Consider the following 16552-nt stretch of genomic DNA (forward strand, 5'->3'; position numbering starts at 1 on the left):
TCGATGGCTGAACGCTTCACCATGCCGCTGCCGCTCTGGGTTCGCTTCGGGCTCACACTGCCGCTGCTGGTGCTGAACATGTTCGTGCTGCGGCAGGTGCTGGTGCCGCTGGCGCCCTTCCCCTCCCTGTTCCTGGGCGCTGCCCTGATCGCCTTCCTGCTGGACATCCCCAGCCGCTGGCTTACGCAGCGCGGCATGCCGCGCGTGTTGGCGCTGCTCCTGGTGCTCGGGCTGGGGCTTGCCCTGCTGGTGCTGGCGAGCCTCTGGCTGCTGCCGCGGCTGGTGCAGCAGCTCGGCGATCTGCTCAATGCCCTGCCCGGCTGGCTGGTGCAGGGGCAGATGCTGCTGGATCAGACCCAGCTCTGGGCCGCCGCCCATGGCCTGCCCGCTGATTTCAGCGATTTCAGCAGCGAACTGCTCACCGGCTCCACCAAGTTCGCCAGCCAGCTCAGCCAGCGCCTGCTTGGGCTGCTCGGCGCCACGCTCAACCTCACGATCAACACCTTGATCGTGGTGGTGCTGGCTGTTTTTCTGCTGGTGGGCGGCGAGGCGATCCCACGCGGTCTGGCCCGCTGGCTGCCCTCCAGCTGGCGGGCGATGGTCCTGAACACCCTGGTCACCACCTTCCGCGGCTACTTCGGCGGCCAGGTGGTGCTGGCCCTGATCCTCAGCGTGGCCCAGATCGTGGTGTTCACCCTGCTGCAGATCCCCTACGGCGTGCTGTTTGCCGTGGCGATCGGCTTCACCACCTTGGTTCCCTATGCCAGCGCGCTGACGATCCTGCTGGTGAGCGGCCTGCTGGTGCTTGAAGACCCCCGCACAGGCGTGGAGGTGCTGGTGGCGGCCATCAGCGTGGGGCAGGTGGTGGATCAGGTGATTCAGCCCCGGCTGATGGGCCAGATCGTGGGTCTGCAGCCGGCCTGGCTGCTGCTCAGCCTGCCGGTGGGTGCCCGGGTGGGCAGCCTGCTGGGGCTCGGTGAATTGCTGGGCCTGCTGCTGGCGGTGCCGGTGGCGAGCTGCCTGAAAACCTTTCTCGATGAACTGGCCCGGCGGCTGGGGCTGCCGGAGCCCCAGCCGCTCACCCCCCCGCCTGCTTCGGTCGGAAGCCCGCTGCCGTAAGCGCTTCCAGCGCCGGCCCTACCTGATCGCCCTGCAGCTCGATCACCCCGTCCTTGAGGGTGCCGCCGGTGCCGGCACGGGCCTTGAGCTGCTTCAGCAGGGTGCGGGCGTCATCTTCCGGCAACTCCAGGCCGGTGATGGCGGTGACGGTCTTGCCGCCTTTGCCTGCCTTGGTGCGCTGCACCCGCACCCGTTGCTGGTTGCGGGGCGCGGCCGGGGACACCGGGCCCGCCGGCCGTGCCGTGCTCTCGGCGCGGCTGAATTCCTGCCAGCTTCCCTTGCCCATGGCGATCGTGGTGGCGACGCTTCCATCACAGCGCACCTGCCGGGCATGGACCTGCCACCTCTCCGTCTGGAGATGCTTCGCCTCGATCTGGACACGCGCCAACCCCTGCCCTGCCCGCCGGCGGGGCTGACTCCCTCCCCGCCGCCTGACGCCGCCATCGGCGGCACCGGGCCGCCGGCGCCGGGCCAGGTGCGGGCCTTGCGCTTCGTGGTGCCCGGGCAGGCCCCCTGTGTCCCGCCGGCCGGTCCCCCCAGCCAGCGTGCCCCGTCGACCTGGCCGCGGCTGACGCCGCCACCACCGCTTCCCCCCTGAGCTGGTCAGCAGCGCTGACGCCCGGGAGCGTGGCAGCGACTTCCGCTTCCTAGGCTGGCCCGATACCGCCCGGCACCGGTGACCAGCACCTTCCCCCCGCTCTCCCCTAATCCCGCCGACCTTCAGGTGTCCGTGCGGCCCACTCCCCAGGGGCGCTTCGGCCGTTTCGGCGGGCAATACGTGCCGGAAACGCTGATGCCCGCCCTGGCGGAGCTGGAGCAGGCGGCTGCGGAGGCCTGGGCCGATCCCGCCTTCACCAGCCGGCTCGACCACCTGCTGCGCACCTATGTGGGCCGCCCCACGCCGCTCTACGAAGCCGAGCGGCTCACCGCCCACTACGCCCGCCCGGAAGGAGGCCCGCGCCTCTGGCTGAAGCGCGAAGACCTCAACCACACCGGCGCCCACAAGATCAACAACGCCCTCGGCCAGGCCCTGCTGGCCCTGCGCATGGGCAAGAAGCGGGTCATCGCTGAAACCGGCGCCGGCCAGCACGGCGTCGCCACCGCCACCGTCTGCGCCCGCTTCGGTCTCGAGTGTGTGGTGTACATGGGCGCCGAAGACATGCGCCGCCAGGCGCTCAACGTGTTCCGCATGCGCCTGCTGGGCGCCACGGTGCAGCCGGTCACCGCCGGCACCGCCACCCTCAAGGACGCCACCAGCGAAGCCATCCGCGACTGGGTGACCAACGTGGAAACCACCCACTACATCCTCGGCTCGGTGGCCGGCCCGCACCCCTACCCGATGCTGGTGCGTGATTTCCATGCCGTGATCGGCCAGGAGGCCAAGCGCCAGTGCCAGGAGGCCTTCGGCCGTCTGCCCGATGTGCTGGTGGCCTGCGTGGGTGGTGGCTCCAACGCCATGGGCCTGTTCCACCCGTTCGTGGAAGACACCTCCGTGCGGCTGATCGGCGTCGAGGCCGCCGGCGAGGGCGTGGCCACGGGCCGCCATGCCGCCACGATCACCGAAGGGCGGATCGGCGTGCTGCATGGCGCCATGAGCTTGCTGCTGCAGGACGGCGAAGGGCAGGTGCAGGAGGCCCATTCGATCAGCGCCGGCCTGGATTACCCGGGCGTCGGCCCTGAGCACAGCTACCTGCGGGATGTGGGCCGGGCGGAGTATGCCGCCGTCACCGACGACGAGGCGCTCACCGCCCTGCGCCTGGTGTGCGAACTGGAGGGGATCATCCCGGCGCTGGAAACCGCCCACGCCTTCGCCTGGCTGGAGCAGCTCTGCCCCACCCTGGCGCCGGGCACCGAAGTGGTGGTGAACCTCTCCGGCCGCGGCGACAAGGACGTGAACACCGTGGCTGACCGGTTGGGGGATCAGCTGGCCGGCTGAGGCTCCCAGGGCAGCCGGGGCAGGTTGCTGAGCGCATCGCGCTGGCTGTCTGCCCAGATCCGGGCCATCTCGCCGAGCAGCTTGGAGCCCCGCTCCAGGCGCAGGTGCTGGGAGATGGCCAGCGAATTGCGCGGATAGAGCGCCACCTCGAACGGGGGCCCCACCGTGAGGTTGGAGCGCCGGGTGATCACCTGGGAAATCAGGCAGAGGCGGGTGGCATCCTCCAGCGACATCCCGTAGTCACCCACCACATCGAGGGGAGGCTTGCCGTATTTGCTCTCGCCGATCTGCAGGAACGGCGTTTCCGGCGTGGCCATGATCGCGTTGCCCTGGGCGTAGATCCTGTAGAGGCCGTGGTCGTTGCCGGCGATCTGGCCGCCAAGGATGAAGGTGGCCTCACCGCTGGCGCCCACCTGCTTGAGGGCGCTCTCGTTCTCGTTCTGCACCGCCACGCTCAGGCGGCCGATGTAGGCCGCCGCCTCGAACAGATGGCGGCAGCTGAGCAGGTCCGGTCCGGCGGTCCGGTCATCAGCTGCAGCGCTGGCCGGCGCCCCCACGGCCGCCGGAGTGGCGGCGGCGCTGAGGTCGCGGCGGATCCAGTTGAGGATCGCCTGGGTGGTGGCCAGGTTGCCCGCCGCCAGAAGAACGAACAGCCGGTCAGGTGCCGGCTGGAACACGTGCAGTTTCCGGTAGCTGGAGATGTAGTCCACCCCCGCATTGGTGCGGGAGTCGGCGCACATCACCAGACCCTCCTTGAGCAGGAAACCGACGCAGTAAGTCATGGCGCCATGCTCTCAAGCCGCCGGCCGCTCAACTGAGCAACCGCTGCAGGCTGGCGGCCACCGAGCGCACCGCCGCCCGGGCGGTGGCGTAGGCCATCCGCATCGGCCCCACCAGGGCCACGTGCCCCTGGCTGCCGTCGCCGGTGCGGTAAGTGGCCTGCACGAGTGCGCAGTCCTGCAGGGCGGGATGGGGATTTTCGGCACCGATCCAGACGCCTTCGCTGGGTCTGCCGTCAGGTTGCAGCAGCAGATGGGGGTCTTCCTCCACCAGCTGCACCAGCGGCCGCAGCGTGGCGGTGCGGCTGAATTCCGGCTGCCCCAGCAATCCCCCCAGCCCGAGCGCGAGGGCGCCGTCGGCATCGCCCGGACGGGCCATGCGGTGGCTGCGGAGCGCCTCGCGCAGCAGCCAGCCGCTGCGCTGCAGCTGAGGCGGCAGGGCGTTCCAGGGGATTGGCTGGCCCGGATGCAGGCTGAGCTGATCCATCACCCAGCGCTCGAGCGGCAGCAGCTCGGGGGCCGCCGCCGGTGGCAGATGTAGGTTCAGGCAGCTGGTCATCACGGCGTTCTCCACCAGGAACACCAGCAGGCGGTCGCCGCTTGGCACCAGGCGCACGGCCTGAAGCGCGGAGCGATCGCCCTGGGGGCGTGTGATCAGGCTCAGCAGGCCGGTGAGATCGGCCAGCCGCCGCGCCAGATGCAGCAGCAGATCGTCGAGGGCAGCCCAGCGCAGGCTCAGCCCCAGCAGTTCCTGCTCCAGTTGCAGCGCTCCGGCACCGGGGGGTGGCAGCAGGCTGTCCACGTAGAGGCGGTAGCCGCGCTGGCTTGGAATACGCCCGGCGGAGGTGTGCGGCTGCACAAGCAGGCCCTGTTGCTCCAGCGCCCCCATGGCCGAACGCACCGTGGCAGGTGAGGTCTGGAAGCCGAAGCGTTGCACCAGGGTGCGGCTCCCCACGGGCTCGACCGTGTCCACGTAATGCTGCACCGTTGCCTGCAACACCTGCTGATGGCGGCGGCTGAGGTGAGGCAACGAGGGGCTAGTCAACGGATGGTGCGCGAACCGTAACCGATACCAACGACGCCGCTGGCCAACAGGAACACCATTTTGTCTGGGCAACAAGGCCGCTAGGTGTTGGTTCGGGCTTCATGGCTGATCGCTTGGATGGCAGCAGGCAGAAGCCAGTGAAGCGTTGGCAGCGGCCGCAGTCGACAGCGAATCCAACCTGACCCTTGAGGACACACACCAGCGTGCCCAGGATCGCGGAGACCACTCCGCTCACAGGCGCGGCCCCTGTTGCTCATGGAGTGGTGCGGCTGGAGCAGGCGATCACCCTCCACGATCTCCAGCGTCAGCAGGTGCAAAAGAGGAGCGGGGTCCGAACCCGCCGGGTCGGCCAGTCCCTGCTGGTTGCGCAGCTCAGCACCATCACCGCCACAAACTGTGGAGCTGCTCCGGCGTCAGAGGCTGGAGCCGATCTGGGCCAGCCCGTCTTACCGCCGCAGCTCCGCTGACTGCGGTAAGACGAGGACATGTACAGCGCCATCGGTCTGGTAGCGCTGCTCAGTAACGCGGCACCGACCGATCGACCTGGACGCTCCAGGCATCGATGCCCCCCTCCAGGTTCCAGACCCGCTCGAAACCCTGTTGCTCCATCAACCAGCAGCCGAACTGCCAGCTGCGCATGCCGGCATGGCAGAGCACCACCACCTCACGCTCGCGGTCGAGCAGCGCGTCGATCCGGCTGACCCATTCCGAGGAGCGGCTCAAGGGCAGATGGATCACTCTCTGCTGCAGCGCGGCCAAGGCCAGCTCTGCCGGTTCCCGCACATCCACCAGCTGCAGATCGGCACCCTCGTTGAGCCGCTGCTGCAGATCCCGTGCCTGCAGCGGGGCCGGGGTGGGGGTGGTTTGGCTTTCCTGGGGCATGGGTGCGGGCATGGGCGTGGTGGCTGGCCGGGTGTGCGTTGACGATGCACGGAGGCGGCTTCATGCATAAGGATGAGGCCATTCCTGCGCGCTACGCATGAAGATCCGCCCATTCCTGGCGGCGATCCTGGCCGTGGCCGTCACGCTGCTGCTGATCGGAGCGGCGGGCTGGGTGGTGCTCTGGCGCAGCAGCCCCCTCGCCCTGCAGCACCAACCCCTCACCCTGCCACTGGCGGCTCGCTTCATCCCCCGGCAGGCCTCGCTGAGCCTGCACCTGCTGGTCCCGCCCGACCAGCTCGGGGCCTACGCCCGGGCCGTGGCGCCGCCCCGCCAACGCCGCCATGCCGCCGCCGCCCTTGAGCAGCTGCGGGACGGGGCCTTCGCCGCTGCCGGCCTCGACTACGCCGAGGAACTGGCCGGCTGGGTGGGGGAGGAGTCCAGTGTCGCGCTGCTCACCCCGGCGGGTGCGTCACAGCCGGCGGGCTGGTTGCTGGCCCTGCGCAGCCGTGAGTCGGAGGGGGCTCGGCGCTTTCTGCAGCGCTTCTGGCAGACCCGCAGCCTGGCCGGCAACGAGCTGCAGGTGAGCACCTATCGAGGCATGGGGCTGATCAGCGGCCGGGGCGCCCTGCTGGGCCAGAACGCCCTGCCCCTGGCCACCGCCTTGATCGACGACCGGCTGGTGCTGATCGCCTCGGGTCGGGGGGTGCTGGAGCAGGCGCTGGATGTCTCCCAGATCGACGAACTCAACCAGGCCGGCGACCCCCGCCTCGCCACCGCCGTGGCCACCCTCGGCCAGGGCGTGGCCCTGGTGGTGGCCTGCCCCGACAGCTTCACCCCTTGGCTGGCTGCTTCCCCTTTCGTCGCAGCACAGCAGGAGGTGCTCGGCCTGGTGGCAGCTCTGGCGCCCCGAGGCCGCACCCTCGACCTCAACGGCCGCCTTGAGCTGCGCCACGCCCCCGCAGCACTGGCGCTCACGCCCACGCCGGATCTGCTGGCGGGCCTGCAGGGGCCCTCGGACAGCCTGGCGATGATCCAGAACCCCGCCCTGCTCTCAGCTCCTGCTGCACCAGGAACAGCTGCCTCAGCGGCAGCCATCGCCGTCGCCCAGGCGATCCCTGAGGCCACCGCCTCCAGCCCGGATTCCGCCGGCTCCGATGGGGACGCCACGGACAGTGCCGCTGCCGATGGTGACGGAGACACCACCATCCCCAGCCCTGAAGCCACCAGCAGCGTCCCCGCCGACATTCCGGATGTCTGGTCGGAGCTGGTGGCACCTGTCCTCGCCCAAGCCCTCGCGAGCCTGCCGGGGGTGCTGCCCCCGCTGGTTGTTGCCCAGGATCCAGGCCCCCTGCTGTTGAGCCATAGCTCCCGCGGCTGGCTGCTGGCCACGGCTCCTGACAGCCCCGCCATCGCCTCGATCAGCGACGTGCTGGCGCGCAAAGGCCTGATCGCTGCTCCGCTGAGCCGCAATGGCAAAACGCTGCAGCTCTGGACCCAGCTGACCGCCGGCAATTCCCGCAGCCACCCCGACCAACTGGACGCCGCCATCGCCGGCGCCCGCCTCGACCAGCGCGGTGTGGCCTGGTGGAGTGAGGGCATCACCGCCCTCACCGGCCTGCTGGAGGGGGCCGCGCCGCCCAGCGAGAGGCTGGCCCAGCTTCAGGGTCTGGAGGATCAGGCCGCGCCCCTGCAGTGGGCCATGGCCGCCCCGTCGGCCCGTGCGCTGCTGGCCCGCTGGGACCCCTGGCTGCTGCTCACCGGCCTGGCCGGCGAGCCGCTCGCTCCCACTGTGCAGGGCCTGGCCGTGAGCCTGGAGAGCGATCCTGCAGCCGCGGCCCCGGCACTGCGGCTGCATGGCCGCCTGGAGCTGGGCTGAGGCCATGGCCGCTGCGGAGCTGCTGCTACTGCGCCATGGGGTCGCGATCGATCGCCAGCTGGCGGCCGATCGCGGCCTGGACGACGAGGCACGGGCGCTCACCGCCGCCGGCCGCCGGCGCACCGCCGCCGTGGTGCGCCGTCTCGTGACGCTCGGACTGGCTGTGGATCCACTGCTCACCAGCCCGTTGCTGCGTGCGCACCAGACGGCGGAGCTGGCCCGCGAGGGCGGACTGGCCCTCCACCGCTTCGAGGTCTGCGCGGAGCTGGCCCCGGGTGGTGACCCAGCGCCGCTGCTGGAGCGCTGGTTCAGCGCCGGGGGCGAAGGCGCCGAGCGGCCCAGCCCCTGGCGGCGCCTGGCGCTGGTCGGGCATGAACCCGATCTCAGCGAGCTGGCCTGCCGGCTCTGCGGCGCCCCTCCCGGCGCCCTGCGCCTGCGCAAGGCCGGTGTGGTGGTCCTGGCGCTTCCCTGGCAGGCTCCGGTGCCTTCCGGTGGTTCCGGGGAGGCGCGCGGCTGGGAGGCTGCCCTGGGCCGCACGCGGCTCACCCTGCTGCTCTCCCCCCGCGCTCTGCTGGGGGAGGGCTGAGGCGCGGACGCCGCTGAAACGGGGCCCTGGTGGCCGGTCGGCGGTGTTACGGCGCGGCTGTCAGGAATGGATCTAGGTTTCGATCAACAGCGTGGAAGCTCGGCATGGCAACGGATGGGGCGCCGGCGGTCACGGATTTCTCAGCGGCCGGTGACTCCGCCACAACTCCAGCGGCCACCCCGGTGGCCAGCGAACCTGTCGCGGCCCAGCCGGCCATGCCGGCGTTCCGCCCCGGCCTTGAAGGGGTGCCGGCCACCCAGTCCGCCATCTGTGACATCGACGGCCGCAACGGCGTGCTCACCTACCGGGGCTACCCGGTGGAGCAGCTCGCCAACCACAGCAGCTTCCTGGAAACCGCCTACCTGCTGATCTGGGGTGAGTTGCCCACGGGCGAGCAGCTGCGGCGCTTCGAGTACGAGGTGCAGATGCACCGGCGGGTGAGCTTCCGCATCCGCGACATGATGAAGTGCTTCCCGGCCGACGGGCACCCCATGGATGCGCTGCAGTCGAGCGCAGCCTCACTGGGCCTGTTCTATTCGCGCCGTGCTCTCGACGACCCCCAGTACATCGAGGAGGCGGTGGTGCGGTTGATCGCCAAGATCCCCACGATGGTGGCGGCCTTCCAGCTGATCCGCAAAGGCCAGGACCCGATCCAGCCCCGCGACGACCTGTCGTACTCGGCCAATTTCCTGTACATGATCACCGAGCGGGTGCCTGACCCGATGGCTGCCCGCATCTTCGATGCCTGCCTGATCCTCCACGCCGAACACTCGCTCAACGCCAGCACCTTCAGTGCCCGCGTCACCGCCAGCACCCTCACCGATCCCTACGCGGTGGTGGCCTCGGCAGTGGGCACCCTGGCCGGCCCGCTGCATGGCGGCGCCAACGAAGACGTGCTCACCATGCTCGACCAGATCGGCAGCGAAGACCGGGTGGAGGCCTACCTCGAGCGGGCGGTGGCCGAAAAGCAGAAGATCATGGGCTTCGGCCACCGCGAGTACCGCGTCAAGGATCCCCGTGCCGTGATCCTGCAAGAGCTGGCCGAGGAGCTGTTCGACCGCTTCGGCCACGACCACATGTACGACGTGGCCCGACGGCTCGAGAAGGCTGCTGAAAGCCGCCTCGGCGCCAAGGGGATCTATCCGAATGTGGATTTCTATTCCGGGCTCGTGTACCGCAAGCTCGGCATCCCCCGCGACCTCTTCACGCCGATCTTCGCGATCGCGCGGGTGGCCGGCTGGCTGGCCCACTGGAAAGAGCAGCTCGGTGCCAACCGGATTTACCGGCCCACGCAGATCTACACGGGGGCGTCCGGCAAGACCTGGTTGCCCATCGACACCCGATCCAGCGGTGCGGGCGCTTAACTTGCCCTCGTCGGTTCGGTTTCGAGTTCGGACGCCGTGGAGATCATGACCACAGCCGCGACCCTGTCGCCTCCCCCGGTCCTCGAGGCGGCGGTGCCCCCCGGCATCGACCTGCAGAGCGGATTCACCACCATCCTGGAGGGCTTCGGCCTCAGCCCCGCCGCCGCCCATCTCATCTGGCTGCCCCTGCCGATGCTGCTGGTGCTGGTGGCCGCCGTGGTGGGCGTGCTGGTGAACGTGTGGCTGGAGCGCAAGATCTCCGCTGCCGTCCAGCAGCGCATCGGCCCGGAGTATGCCGGTGCCCTCGGGGTGCTGCAGCCCCTGGCCGATGGCCTCAAGCTGCTCTTCAAGGAAGACGTGATCCCGAAGCGGGCCGATGGCCTGCTGTTCACGCTCGGCCCCGTGCTGGTGCTGATCCCCGTGATCCTCTCCTGGCTGGTGGTTCCCTTCGGCCAGCACCTGGTGATCAGCGATGTGGGGGTGGGCATCTTCCTCTGGATCGCCCTCAGCAGCATCCAGCCGATCGGCCTGCTGATGAGCGGCTACTCCAGCAACAACAAGTATTCGCTGCTGGGCGGCCTGCGGGCGGCGGCTCAGTCGATCAGCTACGAGATCCCGCTCGCCCTGGCCGTGCTGGCCGTCGTGATGATGAGCAATTCGCTCAGCACCGTCGACATCGTCAATCAGCAGAGCGGCGCCGGCATCCTCAGCTGGAACATCTGGCGTCAGCCGGTGGGCTTCCTGATCTTCTGGATCTGTGCCCTGGCCGAATGCGAGCGCCTCCCCTTCGACTTGCCCGAGGCCGAGGAGGAGCTGGTGGCCGGCTACCAAACGGAGTACGCCGGCATGAAGTTCGCCCTCTTCTACCTGGGCAGCTACATCAACCTGGTGCTCTCCGCCCTGCTGGTGGCGGTGCTCTACCTGGGTGGCTGGGGCTTCCCCCTGCCTGTCGAATGGCTGGCCGGAGCCCTTGGCCAGTCGGTGGACGCTCCGCTGGTGCAGGTCATCACCGGGTCTGTCGGCATCGTGATGACCGTGCTGAAGGCCTACCTGCTGGTGTTCATCGCGATCCTGCTGCGCTGGACCCTGCCACGGGTGCGCATCGACCAGCTGCTGGATCTGGGCTGGAAGTTCCTGCTGCCCATCGCCCTGGTGAATCTGCTCGTCACCGCCGGGCTCAAACTGGCCTTTCCCGCCTTTTTCGGCGGTTGAGCCACGGGCCAGCCATCATGACCCCACTGGCCCTCAGGCCTTGATCCAGGCCCGCTGAGCCCACTGCTTTCCTCCTCCGTCCCTCTCCTCGAATTCCGCCACGCCCATGTTCGGTTTTCTCCAAAAGGTCGGCGACTACGCCAAGGACGCCGTCGGTGCCGCCAGCGCCATCACCCAGGGGCTTTCGGTCACCTTCGATCACCTGCGCCGCCGGCCGATCACGGTGCAGTACCCCTACGAAAAGCTGATCCCTTCGGAGCGCTACCGCGGCCGCATCCACTTCGAGTTCGACAAGTGCATCGCCTGCGAGGTGTGCGTGCGGGTCTGTCCGATCAATCTGCCGGTGGTGGATTGGGCGATGAACAAGCAAACGAAGAAGAAGGAGTTGCGCAATTACTCGATCGATTTCGGGGTGTGCATCTTCTGTGGCAACTGCGTGGAGTATTGCCCCACCAATTGCCTCTCGATGACCGAGGAGTACGAACTGGCGGCGTTTGATCGCCATAGCCTCAACTTCGACAACGTCGCCCTCGGTCGCCTGCCCACCAGCGTCACCAGCGACCCTGCCGTGGTGGCTCTGCGCGAGCTGGCCTATCTGCCCGCCGGCGAGCTCGATCCCCACACGGTGGATCCCGCCAGCCCCCGGGCCGGCAAACTGCCTGAACAGGTGCTGGCCGCGTCCAGCTCCACCACCACCGCCAGCGAGGAAGGGGTCTGATGACGATCGCCTCCACCACCCAGCTGATCTGCTTCGTGGCGCTCTCCATCACCTTGGTGCTGGGAGCCCTCGGGGTCGTGCTGCTGCCGAACATCGTCTATTCCGCCTTCCTGCTCTGCGGTGTCTTCCTCTCGGTGGCAGGTCTCTACCTGCTGCTGAACGCCAGCTTCGTGGCCGCCGCCCAGGTGCTCGTGTATGTGGGCGCAGTGAACGTGCTGATCCTGTTCGCGATCATGCTCGTGAACAAGAAGGAAGACCTCTCCGAGATCCCCCGTCTTGCCCTGCGGCGCCTGCTCTCCGGTGGCGTCTGCCTCGGCCTGTTCCTGCTGTTGCTCCGGGTCGATCTCACCACCCCCTGGGCCGTTCCAGGCCCGGCCTCCCTCGGTGAAGGCGCCACCATCCGTATCGGCGAGCATCTCTTCAGCGACTACCTGCTGCCCTTCGAGCTGGCTTCGGTGCTGTTGCTGATGTCGATGATCGGCGCCATCGTGCTGGCCCGCCGCGATGTGTTCGGCACCGACCTCACAACCGGCGAAGACGTCGATCAGGGCCTGATCGAGAAGGTTCGCCCGCCCCTGCTCCTCGATCCCCCCACCCCATCTCCCTCCGCCCTTCAGGAGACCCTCTGATGCCGATCGAAACACCCATCGATGTGCCGCTCCAGGCCTACCTGGTGCTGGCGGCCGTTCTCTTCTGCACGGGGGTGTGGGGCCTGATCAACAGCCGCAACGCCGTACGCGTGCTGATGAGCATCGAGCTGATGCTCAATGCCGTCAACATCAACCTGATGGCCTTCTCCAGCTACATCGATGGCCAGGAGATCCGCGGCCAGGTGTTCGCCATCTTCGTGATCACCGTGGCGGCCGCAGAGGCGGCGGTGGGGCTGGCCATCCTGCTCTCCCTCTACCGCAACCGCGAAACCGTCGACATGGAGCGCTTCAACCTGCTGCGCTGGTAGCGGCACCGTTCCGTCATGCAGCTCCAGCGGGTCTGGCTGATTGTTCGTGCCCACAGCCAGGCCGCCCAGCGCAAGGCCCGCATCTGCGCGGAAGATCTGCGCAACCAGGGTGTGCATGTGGCCGTGGCCGCCAGTGGTCTGGCCTCCAACCCCTTTCCGGGGCTCCTGGCCAGCGAACCGCTCCTGCCCGATCTCACCGTCGTGCTTGGCGGCGACGGCACGGTGCTGGGGGCCGCCCGCCATCTGGCGCCCCTGCAGGTGCCGATCCTGAGCTTCAACATCGGCGGCCACCTTGGCTTCCTCACCCATGAGCGCAAGCGGCTCGTGCTCAGCTCAGGCTCCAGTGAGGACAACCTCTGGCAGCGGCTGCGCGATGACCGCTTCGCCCTGGAGCGGCGCATGATGCTGGAGGGCCGGGTGGTGCGCAGTGACGGCAGCGTGGATGGCGAGCCGATCCACCGCGCCCTCAACGACTTCTACTTCCGGCCCAGCCTTGATGAGGTGTCGCCCACCTGCGTGCTGGAGCTGGAGATCGACGGCGAAGTGGTGGACCAGTTCCGCGGGGACGGCCTGATCATCGCCACCCCCACCGGCTCCACCGGCTACTCGATGGCGGCGGGCGGTCCGATCCTCCATCCCGGCATCGACGCGATCGTGGTCAACCCGATCTGCCCGATGAGCCTCTCCAGTCGGCCGATCGTGGTGCCACCCCGGGCGATGCTGGCGGTGTGGCCACTGGGGGAAACCAGTCGCCGGGTGAAGCTCTGGAAAGACGGCGCCCATGCCACCGTGCTCGAACCGGGTGACCGCTGCGTGGTGCAGCGCTCCAGCCACGACGCACTGATGGTGGTGCTCGATCAGAGCCCCTCCTACTACCGCACCCTCAGCCACAAGCTGCACTGGGCCGGTGACCTCACCGCTGCGGAGCCGTCGCCGAACTAGGCCGTCGCCCAACGGGTCTGTTGCGGCCCATGCTGGAGGGGTTGGCCCCGGAGAACGGCGTTGGCCCTGGAGATCGAGCGGCGCTTCCTGGTGCATGGCGACGGCTGGCGACCACAGGTGCGCTGGAGCCGCCCGCTGCGGCAGGGCTACCTCACGCGCGACGCCGCTGGTGTCACCGTGCGGGTGCGCCTCGGGGAAGACACCGCCACCGACCAGGCCCGGCTCACGATCAAGGCGGCCGCCGCCGGCATCGCCCGCCACGAGTTCGAGTATCCGATTCCCGCCACCGATGGGGAGGCGTTGCTGAATCTGGCGGCCCATCGCCTCGGCAAGACCCGCTATGGCCTCGATCTGCCGGGCGGCGACTGGGTACTCGATGTGTTCGAGGCCCCGAATGCGCCGTTGGTGCTGGCGGAAGTGGAGCTGGAGCGGGCCGATCAGCCCCTGGTGGTGCCGCCCTGGTGCGCCCTGGAGGTCACCGGCCGCCTGGAGCTCAGCAATGCCTCCCTGTCGATCACGCCGCTGTCGCAGTGGCCTGAGGACGAGCGCCGGGCCGTACTGGCGGCGATGGGCCTCAGAGCCCCGGCGACGGGGCCGGCAGATTGCAGCAGTTGAAGCCGTCCCGGCAGATCTTGCCGTTGTCCATCGCCCAGTTCAGCAGCGCCACCCGGTTCTTCGCGCCGGTTTTGGTGAAGATGTTGCTGACGTGATTGTCGACGGTGCGTTTGCTGATCATCAGCTGCTCGCCGATTTCCTGATTGGTGAGGCCGGTGGCCACCAGGCTGATGATCTCCAGCTCCCGTTCGGATAAGCCGGTTCGCGGCGCGCTGAGGTCGTCTCGAACGGACATCAACGCACTCCGCCTGACTGGACGCATCCTAGACAGCCCCTCCAACACCTCCCCACGGACGCCCACCGCCACGGTCACGGGGGTGCTGCCGGCTGGGGGGCCTGGATGGTGCCGCTCTTCACGCATGATGGGCGCTGGTTGTTTCCCGGTTGTCGTGCTGCTGCAGCGGGCCATCGCGCGTGGAGCGTTCGCGGTCACGGCGGAAGTGATGCCGCCCAGGGGCGGTGACCCCAGCCGCACCCTGGCGATGGCCAGGCTGCTGAAGGGGCGGGTGCACGCGGTCAATGTCACCGACGGGAGCCGTGCGGTGATGCGCATGAGCAGCCTGGCCCTCTGCCGCCTGCTGCTCGACGCAGGGCTCGAACCGGTGCTGCAGCTGGCCTGCCGGGATCGCAATCGCATTGCCCTGCAGGCAGAGCTGCTGGGCGCTCATGCGCTGGGAATCCGCAACCTGCTCTGCCTCACGGGCGACCCGGTGCGGGCCGGCGATCAGCCGAACGCCCGGCCGGTGAACGAGTTGGAGGCGGTGCGGCTGTTGCAGCAGGTGAGCGATTTCAATGCCGGCCGTGATCCGCTGGGAGGCTCGCTCCCTGATGGCCCTACCGCCTTGTTCGCCGGCGCCGCCGCCGATCCCCAGTCCCCCAGCTGGAGCGGCCTGCGCCGCCGCCTCAGCCGCAAGCAGGCTGCTGGCGCCAAGTTCCTCCAGACCCAGATGGTCATGGAGGCGAGCGTGTTGCGCCGCTTCTGCGAGGAGATCGCCGCGCCGCTGGGCCTCCCGGTGCTGGCGGGGGTGTTTCTGCTCAAATCCGCCCGCAACGCCGAATTCATCAACCGTGTGGTGCCCGGCGCCTCCATTCCCCAGCACGTGATCGAGCGTCTTGCGGCAGCGGCAGATCCGGCCAGTGAGGGGATCAGGATCGCAGCGGAGCAGGTCACGAGTTTCCGTGAGATCGCCCAGGGCGTGCACCTGATGGCTGTGAAGGCCGAAGAGCGGATCCCCAACATCCTCAGCCTCGCCGGCATCGAGGCGATCGATCCGCTCACGGCATGCCCATCCGCCTGACACTGGGGCAGGCGCAGCCAGCGTTGTTCAACCGCCGCGCTGGCTGGCGGTGAGATCGTTGCCCAGCAGATCGGCGAGGGCCTTTTGCTCGGGGGAGGGTAGAGCCACATCCTGGCGGCGTACATCGGTGATCAGCCAGTCGAGGGCGGCCTCTTGGAGGTCGAAATGGTCACCATTGCTGTCCACGCAATAACGGCCAAACACCAACTTCTCGGTGAGCCTGACTCCGGCCCCGATGCGGGAGTAATCGAAGATGATCGAGTTGTCGATCGTGGCGCCTTCGCAGATGTGGCAGCTGGGGCCGATCATGGCTGGTCCGATGATCGTGACCCCCGGTTCGATCCTGCTCATGCCGCCCACGTAAACGGGCCCCTGCACGTTGATCTTGTCCCAGTCGGCCGCTACGTTCAGGCCTGTGAACACGCCGGGCCGCACCTCGCGGCCAGGGATCGAAACCTTGCGAACCTTCCCCAGCAGCACGCTCCGGATCGCCTGCCAGTAATCCGGCACCTTGCCGATGTCCACCCACTCGAAATCCATGGGCAGCGCGTAGAAAGGTGCCCCTGCCGCCACCAGACGGGGAAACAGATCAGCGCCGATGTCGAAGGGCACGCCGGCGGGAACGTGGTCGAGCACCTGGGGCTCGAAGATATAAATGCCGGTATTGATCATGTCGCTGGCGGCCTCTTCCACCGAGGGCTTCTCCTGAAAGGAGAGCACTCGAGAGTTGTCGTCAGTGACCACGACACCGTAGCTGCTCACCTGATCTTTCGGCACCCGCTTGGTGATCAGGCTGGCGACCGCTCCTTTCTTCTTGTGCCGCCGCACCGCTTCGGTAAGGTCGAGGTCGATCAGGGCATCGCCGCAGAGCACCACGAAGGTGTCGTCGAAAAAGGTCTGAAAGGTCTGAATCTTCTTGATGCCGCCTGCAGAACCCATGGCTTCGCCAATCAGTTCGCCGTCGTCCTGAATGTGGCCTTCGAAGCTGTAGGCGATCTCCACGCCGAAGCGCTGCCCATCACGGAAATAGTTCTCGATCTCTGCCGCCAGGTGCGACACATTGACCATGATCTCGTTGAATCCATGCTCCCGGAGCAACTCCAGCAGGAATTCCATCACCGGCTTCTGCAGGATCGGAATCATCGGCTTGGGAATCGTGTGGGTGATGGGCCTCACCCGTGTTCCCTTGCCGGCTGCGAGGATCATCGCCTTCATGGGCGCC

The 16552-nt window shown here is 68.3% G+C and carries 19 protein-coding genes; 13 read left to right on the forward strand and 6 right to left on the reverse strand.

The features are described from left to right. Positions 1 to 3: 3 nt before the first annotated feature. Complete coding sequence (locus KBY86_RS10830) at positions 4 to 1119, forward strand: AI-2E family transporter (RefSeq protein WP_198948263.1); 1116 nt, start codon at positions 4 to 6, stop codon at positions 1117 to 1119. Here the strand turns inward: KBY86_RS10830 and KBY86_RS10835 are convergent. Continuing rightward, positions 1079 to 1405 (reverse strand): translation initiation factor, encoded by a 327-nt coding sequence (locus KBY86_RS10835; protein ID WP_094511722.1) that lies wholly within the window; start codon positions 1403 to 1405, stop codon positions 1079 to 1081. The genes KBY86_RS10830 and KBY86_RS10835 overlap by 41 nt on opposite strands. A gap of 45 nt (positions 1406 to 1450) precedes the next feature. Between KBY86_RS10835 and KBY86_RS10840 the strand changes: the two genes are divergently transcribed. Further along, complete coding sequence (locus KBY86_RS10840) at positions 1451 to 1717, forward strand: hypothetical protein (RefSeq protein ID WP_094511718.1); 267 nt, start codon at positions 1451 to 1453, stop codon at positions 1715 to 1717. A gap of 78 nt (positions 1718 to 1795) precedes the next feature. After that, positions 1796 to 3055, forward strand: coding sequence for a tryptophan synthase subunit beta (gene trpB, locus KBY86_RS10845; RefSeq protein ID WP_255141100.1), 1260 nt, complete (start codon positions 1796 to 1798; stop codon positions 3053 to 3055). Here trpB and KBY86_RS10850 read toward each other — a convergent pair. The 3 genes from KBY86_RS10850 to KBY86_RS10860 form a co-directional block, all read right to left on the reverse strand. Beyond that, positions 3040 to 3837, reverse strand: a complete 798-nt coding sequence (locus KBY86_RS10850) for a 20S proteasome subunit A/B (RefSeq protein WP_094511708.1) — start codon at positions 3835 to 3837, stop codon at positions 3040 to 3042. The two genes, trpB and KBY86_RS10850, sit on opposite strands and share 16 nt — an antisense overlap. A gap of 28 nt (positions 3838 to 3865) precedes the next feature. Next, a complete protein-coding gene (locus KBY86_RS10855; protein ID WP_255100084.1) occupies positions 3866 to 4879 on the reverse strand; it encodes a heat-inducible transcriptional repressor HrcA in 1014 nt (337 codons plus the stop codon). 516 nt (positions 4880 to 5395) lie between these two features. Next, complete coding sequence (locus KBY86_RS10860) at positions 5396 to 5761, reverse strand: rhodanese-like domain-containing protein (RefSeq protein WP_255141101.1); 366 nt, start codon at positions 5759 to 5761, stop codon at positions 5396 to 5398. 97 nt (positions 5762 to 5858) lie between these two features. Between KBY86_RS10860 and KBY86_RS10865 the strand changes: the two genes are divergently transcribed. The 9 genes from KBY86_RS10865 to KBY86_RS10905 all read left to right on the forward strand — a co-directional run bounded on the left by KBY86_RS10865 (position 5859) and on the right by KBY86_RS10905 (position 14032). Continuing rightward, positions 5859 to 7637 (forward strand): DUF3352 domain-containing protein, encoded by a 1779-nt coding sequence (locus tag KBY86_RS10865; protein ID WP_255141102.1) that lies wholly within the window; start codon positions 5859 to 5861, stop codon positions 7635 to 7637. Beyond that, positions 7615 to 8223, forward strand: a complete 609-nt coding sequence (locus KBY86_RS10870) for a histidine phosphatase family protein (RefSeq protein ID WP_255100081.1) — start codon at positions 7615 to 7617, stop codon at positions 8221 to 8223. Before KBY86_RS10865 ends, KBY86_RS10870 begins: the two co-directional genes overlap by 23 nt. Positions 8224 to 8438: 215 nt before the next feature. After that, a complete protein-coding gene (locus tag KBY86_RS10875) occupies positions 8439 to 9587 on the forward strand; it encodes a citrate synthase (RefSeq protein WP_094512362.1) in 1149 nt (382 codons plus the stop codon). A gap of 93 nt (positions 9588 to 9680) precedes the next feature. After that, positions 9681 to 10799 (forward strand): NADH-quinone oxidoreductase subunit NuoH, encoded by a 1119-nt coding sequence (nuoH, locus tag KBY86_RS10880; protein WP_198948273.1) that lies wholly within the window; start codon positions 9681 to 9683, stop codon positions 10797 to 10799. Between the two features lie 106 nt (positions 10800 to 10905). Continuing rightward, complete coding sequence (gene ndhI / locus KBY86_RS10885) at positions 10906 to 11517, forward strand: NAD(P)H-quinone oxidoreductase subunit I (protein WP_255100080.1); 612 nt, start codon at positions 10906 to 10908, stop codon at positions 11515 to 11517. Beyond that, positions 11517 to 12146 (forward strand): NADH-quinone oxidoreductase subunit J, encoded by a 630-nt coding sequence (locus KBY86_RS10890; protein ID WP_094511677.1) that lies wholly within the window; start codon positions 11517 to 11519, stop codon positions 12144 to 12146. The genes ndhI and KBY86_RS10890 overlap by 1 nt, the downstream gene beginning before the upstream one ends. Then, positions 12146 to 12475, forward strand: a complete 330-nt coding sequence (nuoK, locus tag KBY86_RS10895) for an NADH-quinone oxidoreductase subunit NuoK (RefSeq protein ID WP_094511673.1) — start codon at positions 12146 to 12148, stop codon at positions 12473 to 12475. The genes KBY86_RS10890 and nuoK overlap by 1 nt, the downstream gene beginning before the upstream one ends. 15 nt (positions 12476 to 12490) lie before the next feature. Further along, positions 12491 to 13417, forward strand: coding sequence for an NAD(+) kinase (locus KBY86_RS10900; RefSeq protein ID WP_255141103.1), 927 nt, complete (start codon positions 12491 to 12493; stop codon positions 13415 to 13417). A gap of 60 nt (positions 13418 to 13477) precedes the next feature. Continuing rightward, complete coding sequence (locus tag KBY86_RS10905) at positions 13478 to 14032, forward strand: CYTH domain-containing protein (protein ID WP_255100079.1); 555 nt, start codon at positions 13478 to 13480, stop codon at positions 14030 to 14032. On the opposite strand, the gene KBY86_RS10910 is transcribed toward KBY86_RS10905, so the two are convergent. Then, on the reverse strand, positions 13992 to 14267 hold the full coding sequence (locus tag KBY86_RS10910) for a response regulator transcription factor (RefSeq protein WP_094512353.1): 276 nt from the start codon (positions 14265 to 14267) through the stop codon (positions 13992 to 13994). The two genes, KBY86_RS10905 and KBY86_RS10910, sit on opposite strands and share 41 nt — an antisense overlap. Before the next feature lie 124 nt (positions 14268 to 14391). On the opposite strand from KBY86_RS10910, the gene KBY86_RS10915 reads away from it, so the two are divergent. After that, positions 14392 to 15330 carry a methylenetetrahydrofolate reductase gene (locus tag KBY86_RS10915; RefSeq protein ID WP_255100078.1) on the forward strand — a complete coding sequence of 313 codons (939 nt, stop codon included), beginning with the start codon at positions 14392 to 14394 and terminating at the stop codon, positions 15328 to 15330. Positions 15331 to 15357: 27 nt separating this feature from the next. Here the strand turns inward: KBY86_RS10915 and KBY86_RS10920 are convergent, their stop codons facing one another. Then, entirely contained in the window at positions 15358 to 16545 is a 1188-nt protein-coding gene (locus KBY86_RS10920) for an NDP-sugar synthase (RefSeq protein WP_094511658.1), read from the reverse strand. Positions 16546 to 16552 lie beyond the last annotated feature (7 nt).

The sequence above is a fragment of the Synechococcus sp. Lug-A genome (assembly GCF_024345655.1).
GTDB lineage: Bacteria > Cyanobacteriota > Cyanobacteriia > PCC-6307 > Cyanobiaceae > MW101C3.

What these genes read in the sequence shown, in the direction of transcription:
- KBY86_RS10830 (WP_198948263.1), top strand. Translation starts at nt 4, where the DNA reads ATGGCTGAACGCTTCACCATGCCGCTGCCGCTCTGGGTTCGCTTCGGG.
- KBY86_RS10835 (WP_094511722.1), bottom strand. Translation starts at nt 1,405, where the DNA reads ATGGGCAAGGGAAGCTGGCAGGAATTCAGCCGCGCCGAGAGCACGGCA.
- KBY86_RS10840 (WP_094511718.1), top strand. Translation starts at nt 1,451, where the DNA reads ATGGACCTGCCACCTCTCCGTCTGGAGATGCTTCGCCTCGATCTGGAC.
- KBY86_RS10850 (WP_094511708.1), bottom strand. Translation starts at nt 3,837, where the DNA reads ATGACTTACTGCGTCGGTTTCCTGCTCAAGGAGGGTCTGGTGATGTGC.
- KBY86_RS10860 (WP_255141101.1), bottom strand. Translation starts at nt 5,761, where the DNA reads ATGCCCCAGGAAAGCCAAACCACCCCCACCCCGGCCCCGCTGCAGGCA.
- KBY86_RS10865 (WP_255141102.1), top strand. Translation starts at nt 5,859, where the DNA reads ATGAAGATCCGCCCATTCCTGGCGGCGATCCTGGCCGTGGCCGTCACG.
- KBY86_RS10870 (WP_255100081.1), top strand. Translation starts at nt 7,615, where the DNA reads ATGGCCGCCTGGAGCTGGGCTGAGGCCATGGCCGCTGCGGAGCTGCTG.
- KBY86_RS10875 (WP_094512362.1), top strand. Translation starts at nt 8,439, where the DNA reads ATGCCGGCGTTCCGCCCCGGCCTTGAAGGGGTGCCGGCCACCCAGTCC.
- ndhI (WP_255100080.1), top strand. Translation starts at nt 10,906, where the DNA reads ATGTTCGGTTTTCTCCAAAAGGTCGGCGACTACGCCAAGGACGCCGTC.
- KBY86_RS10890 (WP_094511677.1), top strand. Translation starts at nt 11,517, where the DNA reads ATGACGATCGCCTCCACCACCCAGCTGATCTGCTTCGTGGCGCTCTCC.
- nuoK (WP_094511673.1), top strand. Translation starts at nt 12,146, where the DNA reads ATGCCGATCGAAACACCCATCGATGTGCCGCTCCAGGCCTACCTGGTG.
- KBY86_RS10900 (WP_255141103.1), top strand. Translation starts at nt 12,491, where the DNA reads ATGCAGCTCCAGCGGGTCTGGCTGATTGTTCGTGCCCACAGCCAGGCC.
- KBY86_RS10910 (WP_094512353.1), bottom strand. Translation starts at nt 14,267, where the DNA reads ATGTCCGTTCGAGACGACCTCAGCGCGCCGCGAACCGGCTTATCCGAA.
- KBY86_RS10915 (WP_255100078.1), top strand. Translation starts at nt 14,392, where the DNA reads ATGATGGGCGCTGGTTGTTTCCCGGTTGTCGTGCTGCTGCAGCGGGCC.
- KBY86_RS10920 (WP_094511658.1), bottom strand. Translation starts at nt 16,545, where the DNA reads ATGAAGGCGATGATCCTCGCAGCCGGCAAGGGAACACGGGTGAGGCCC.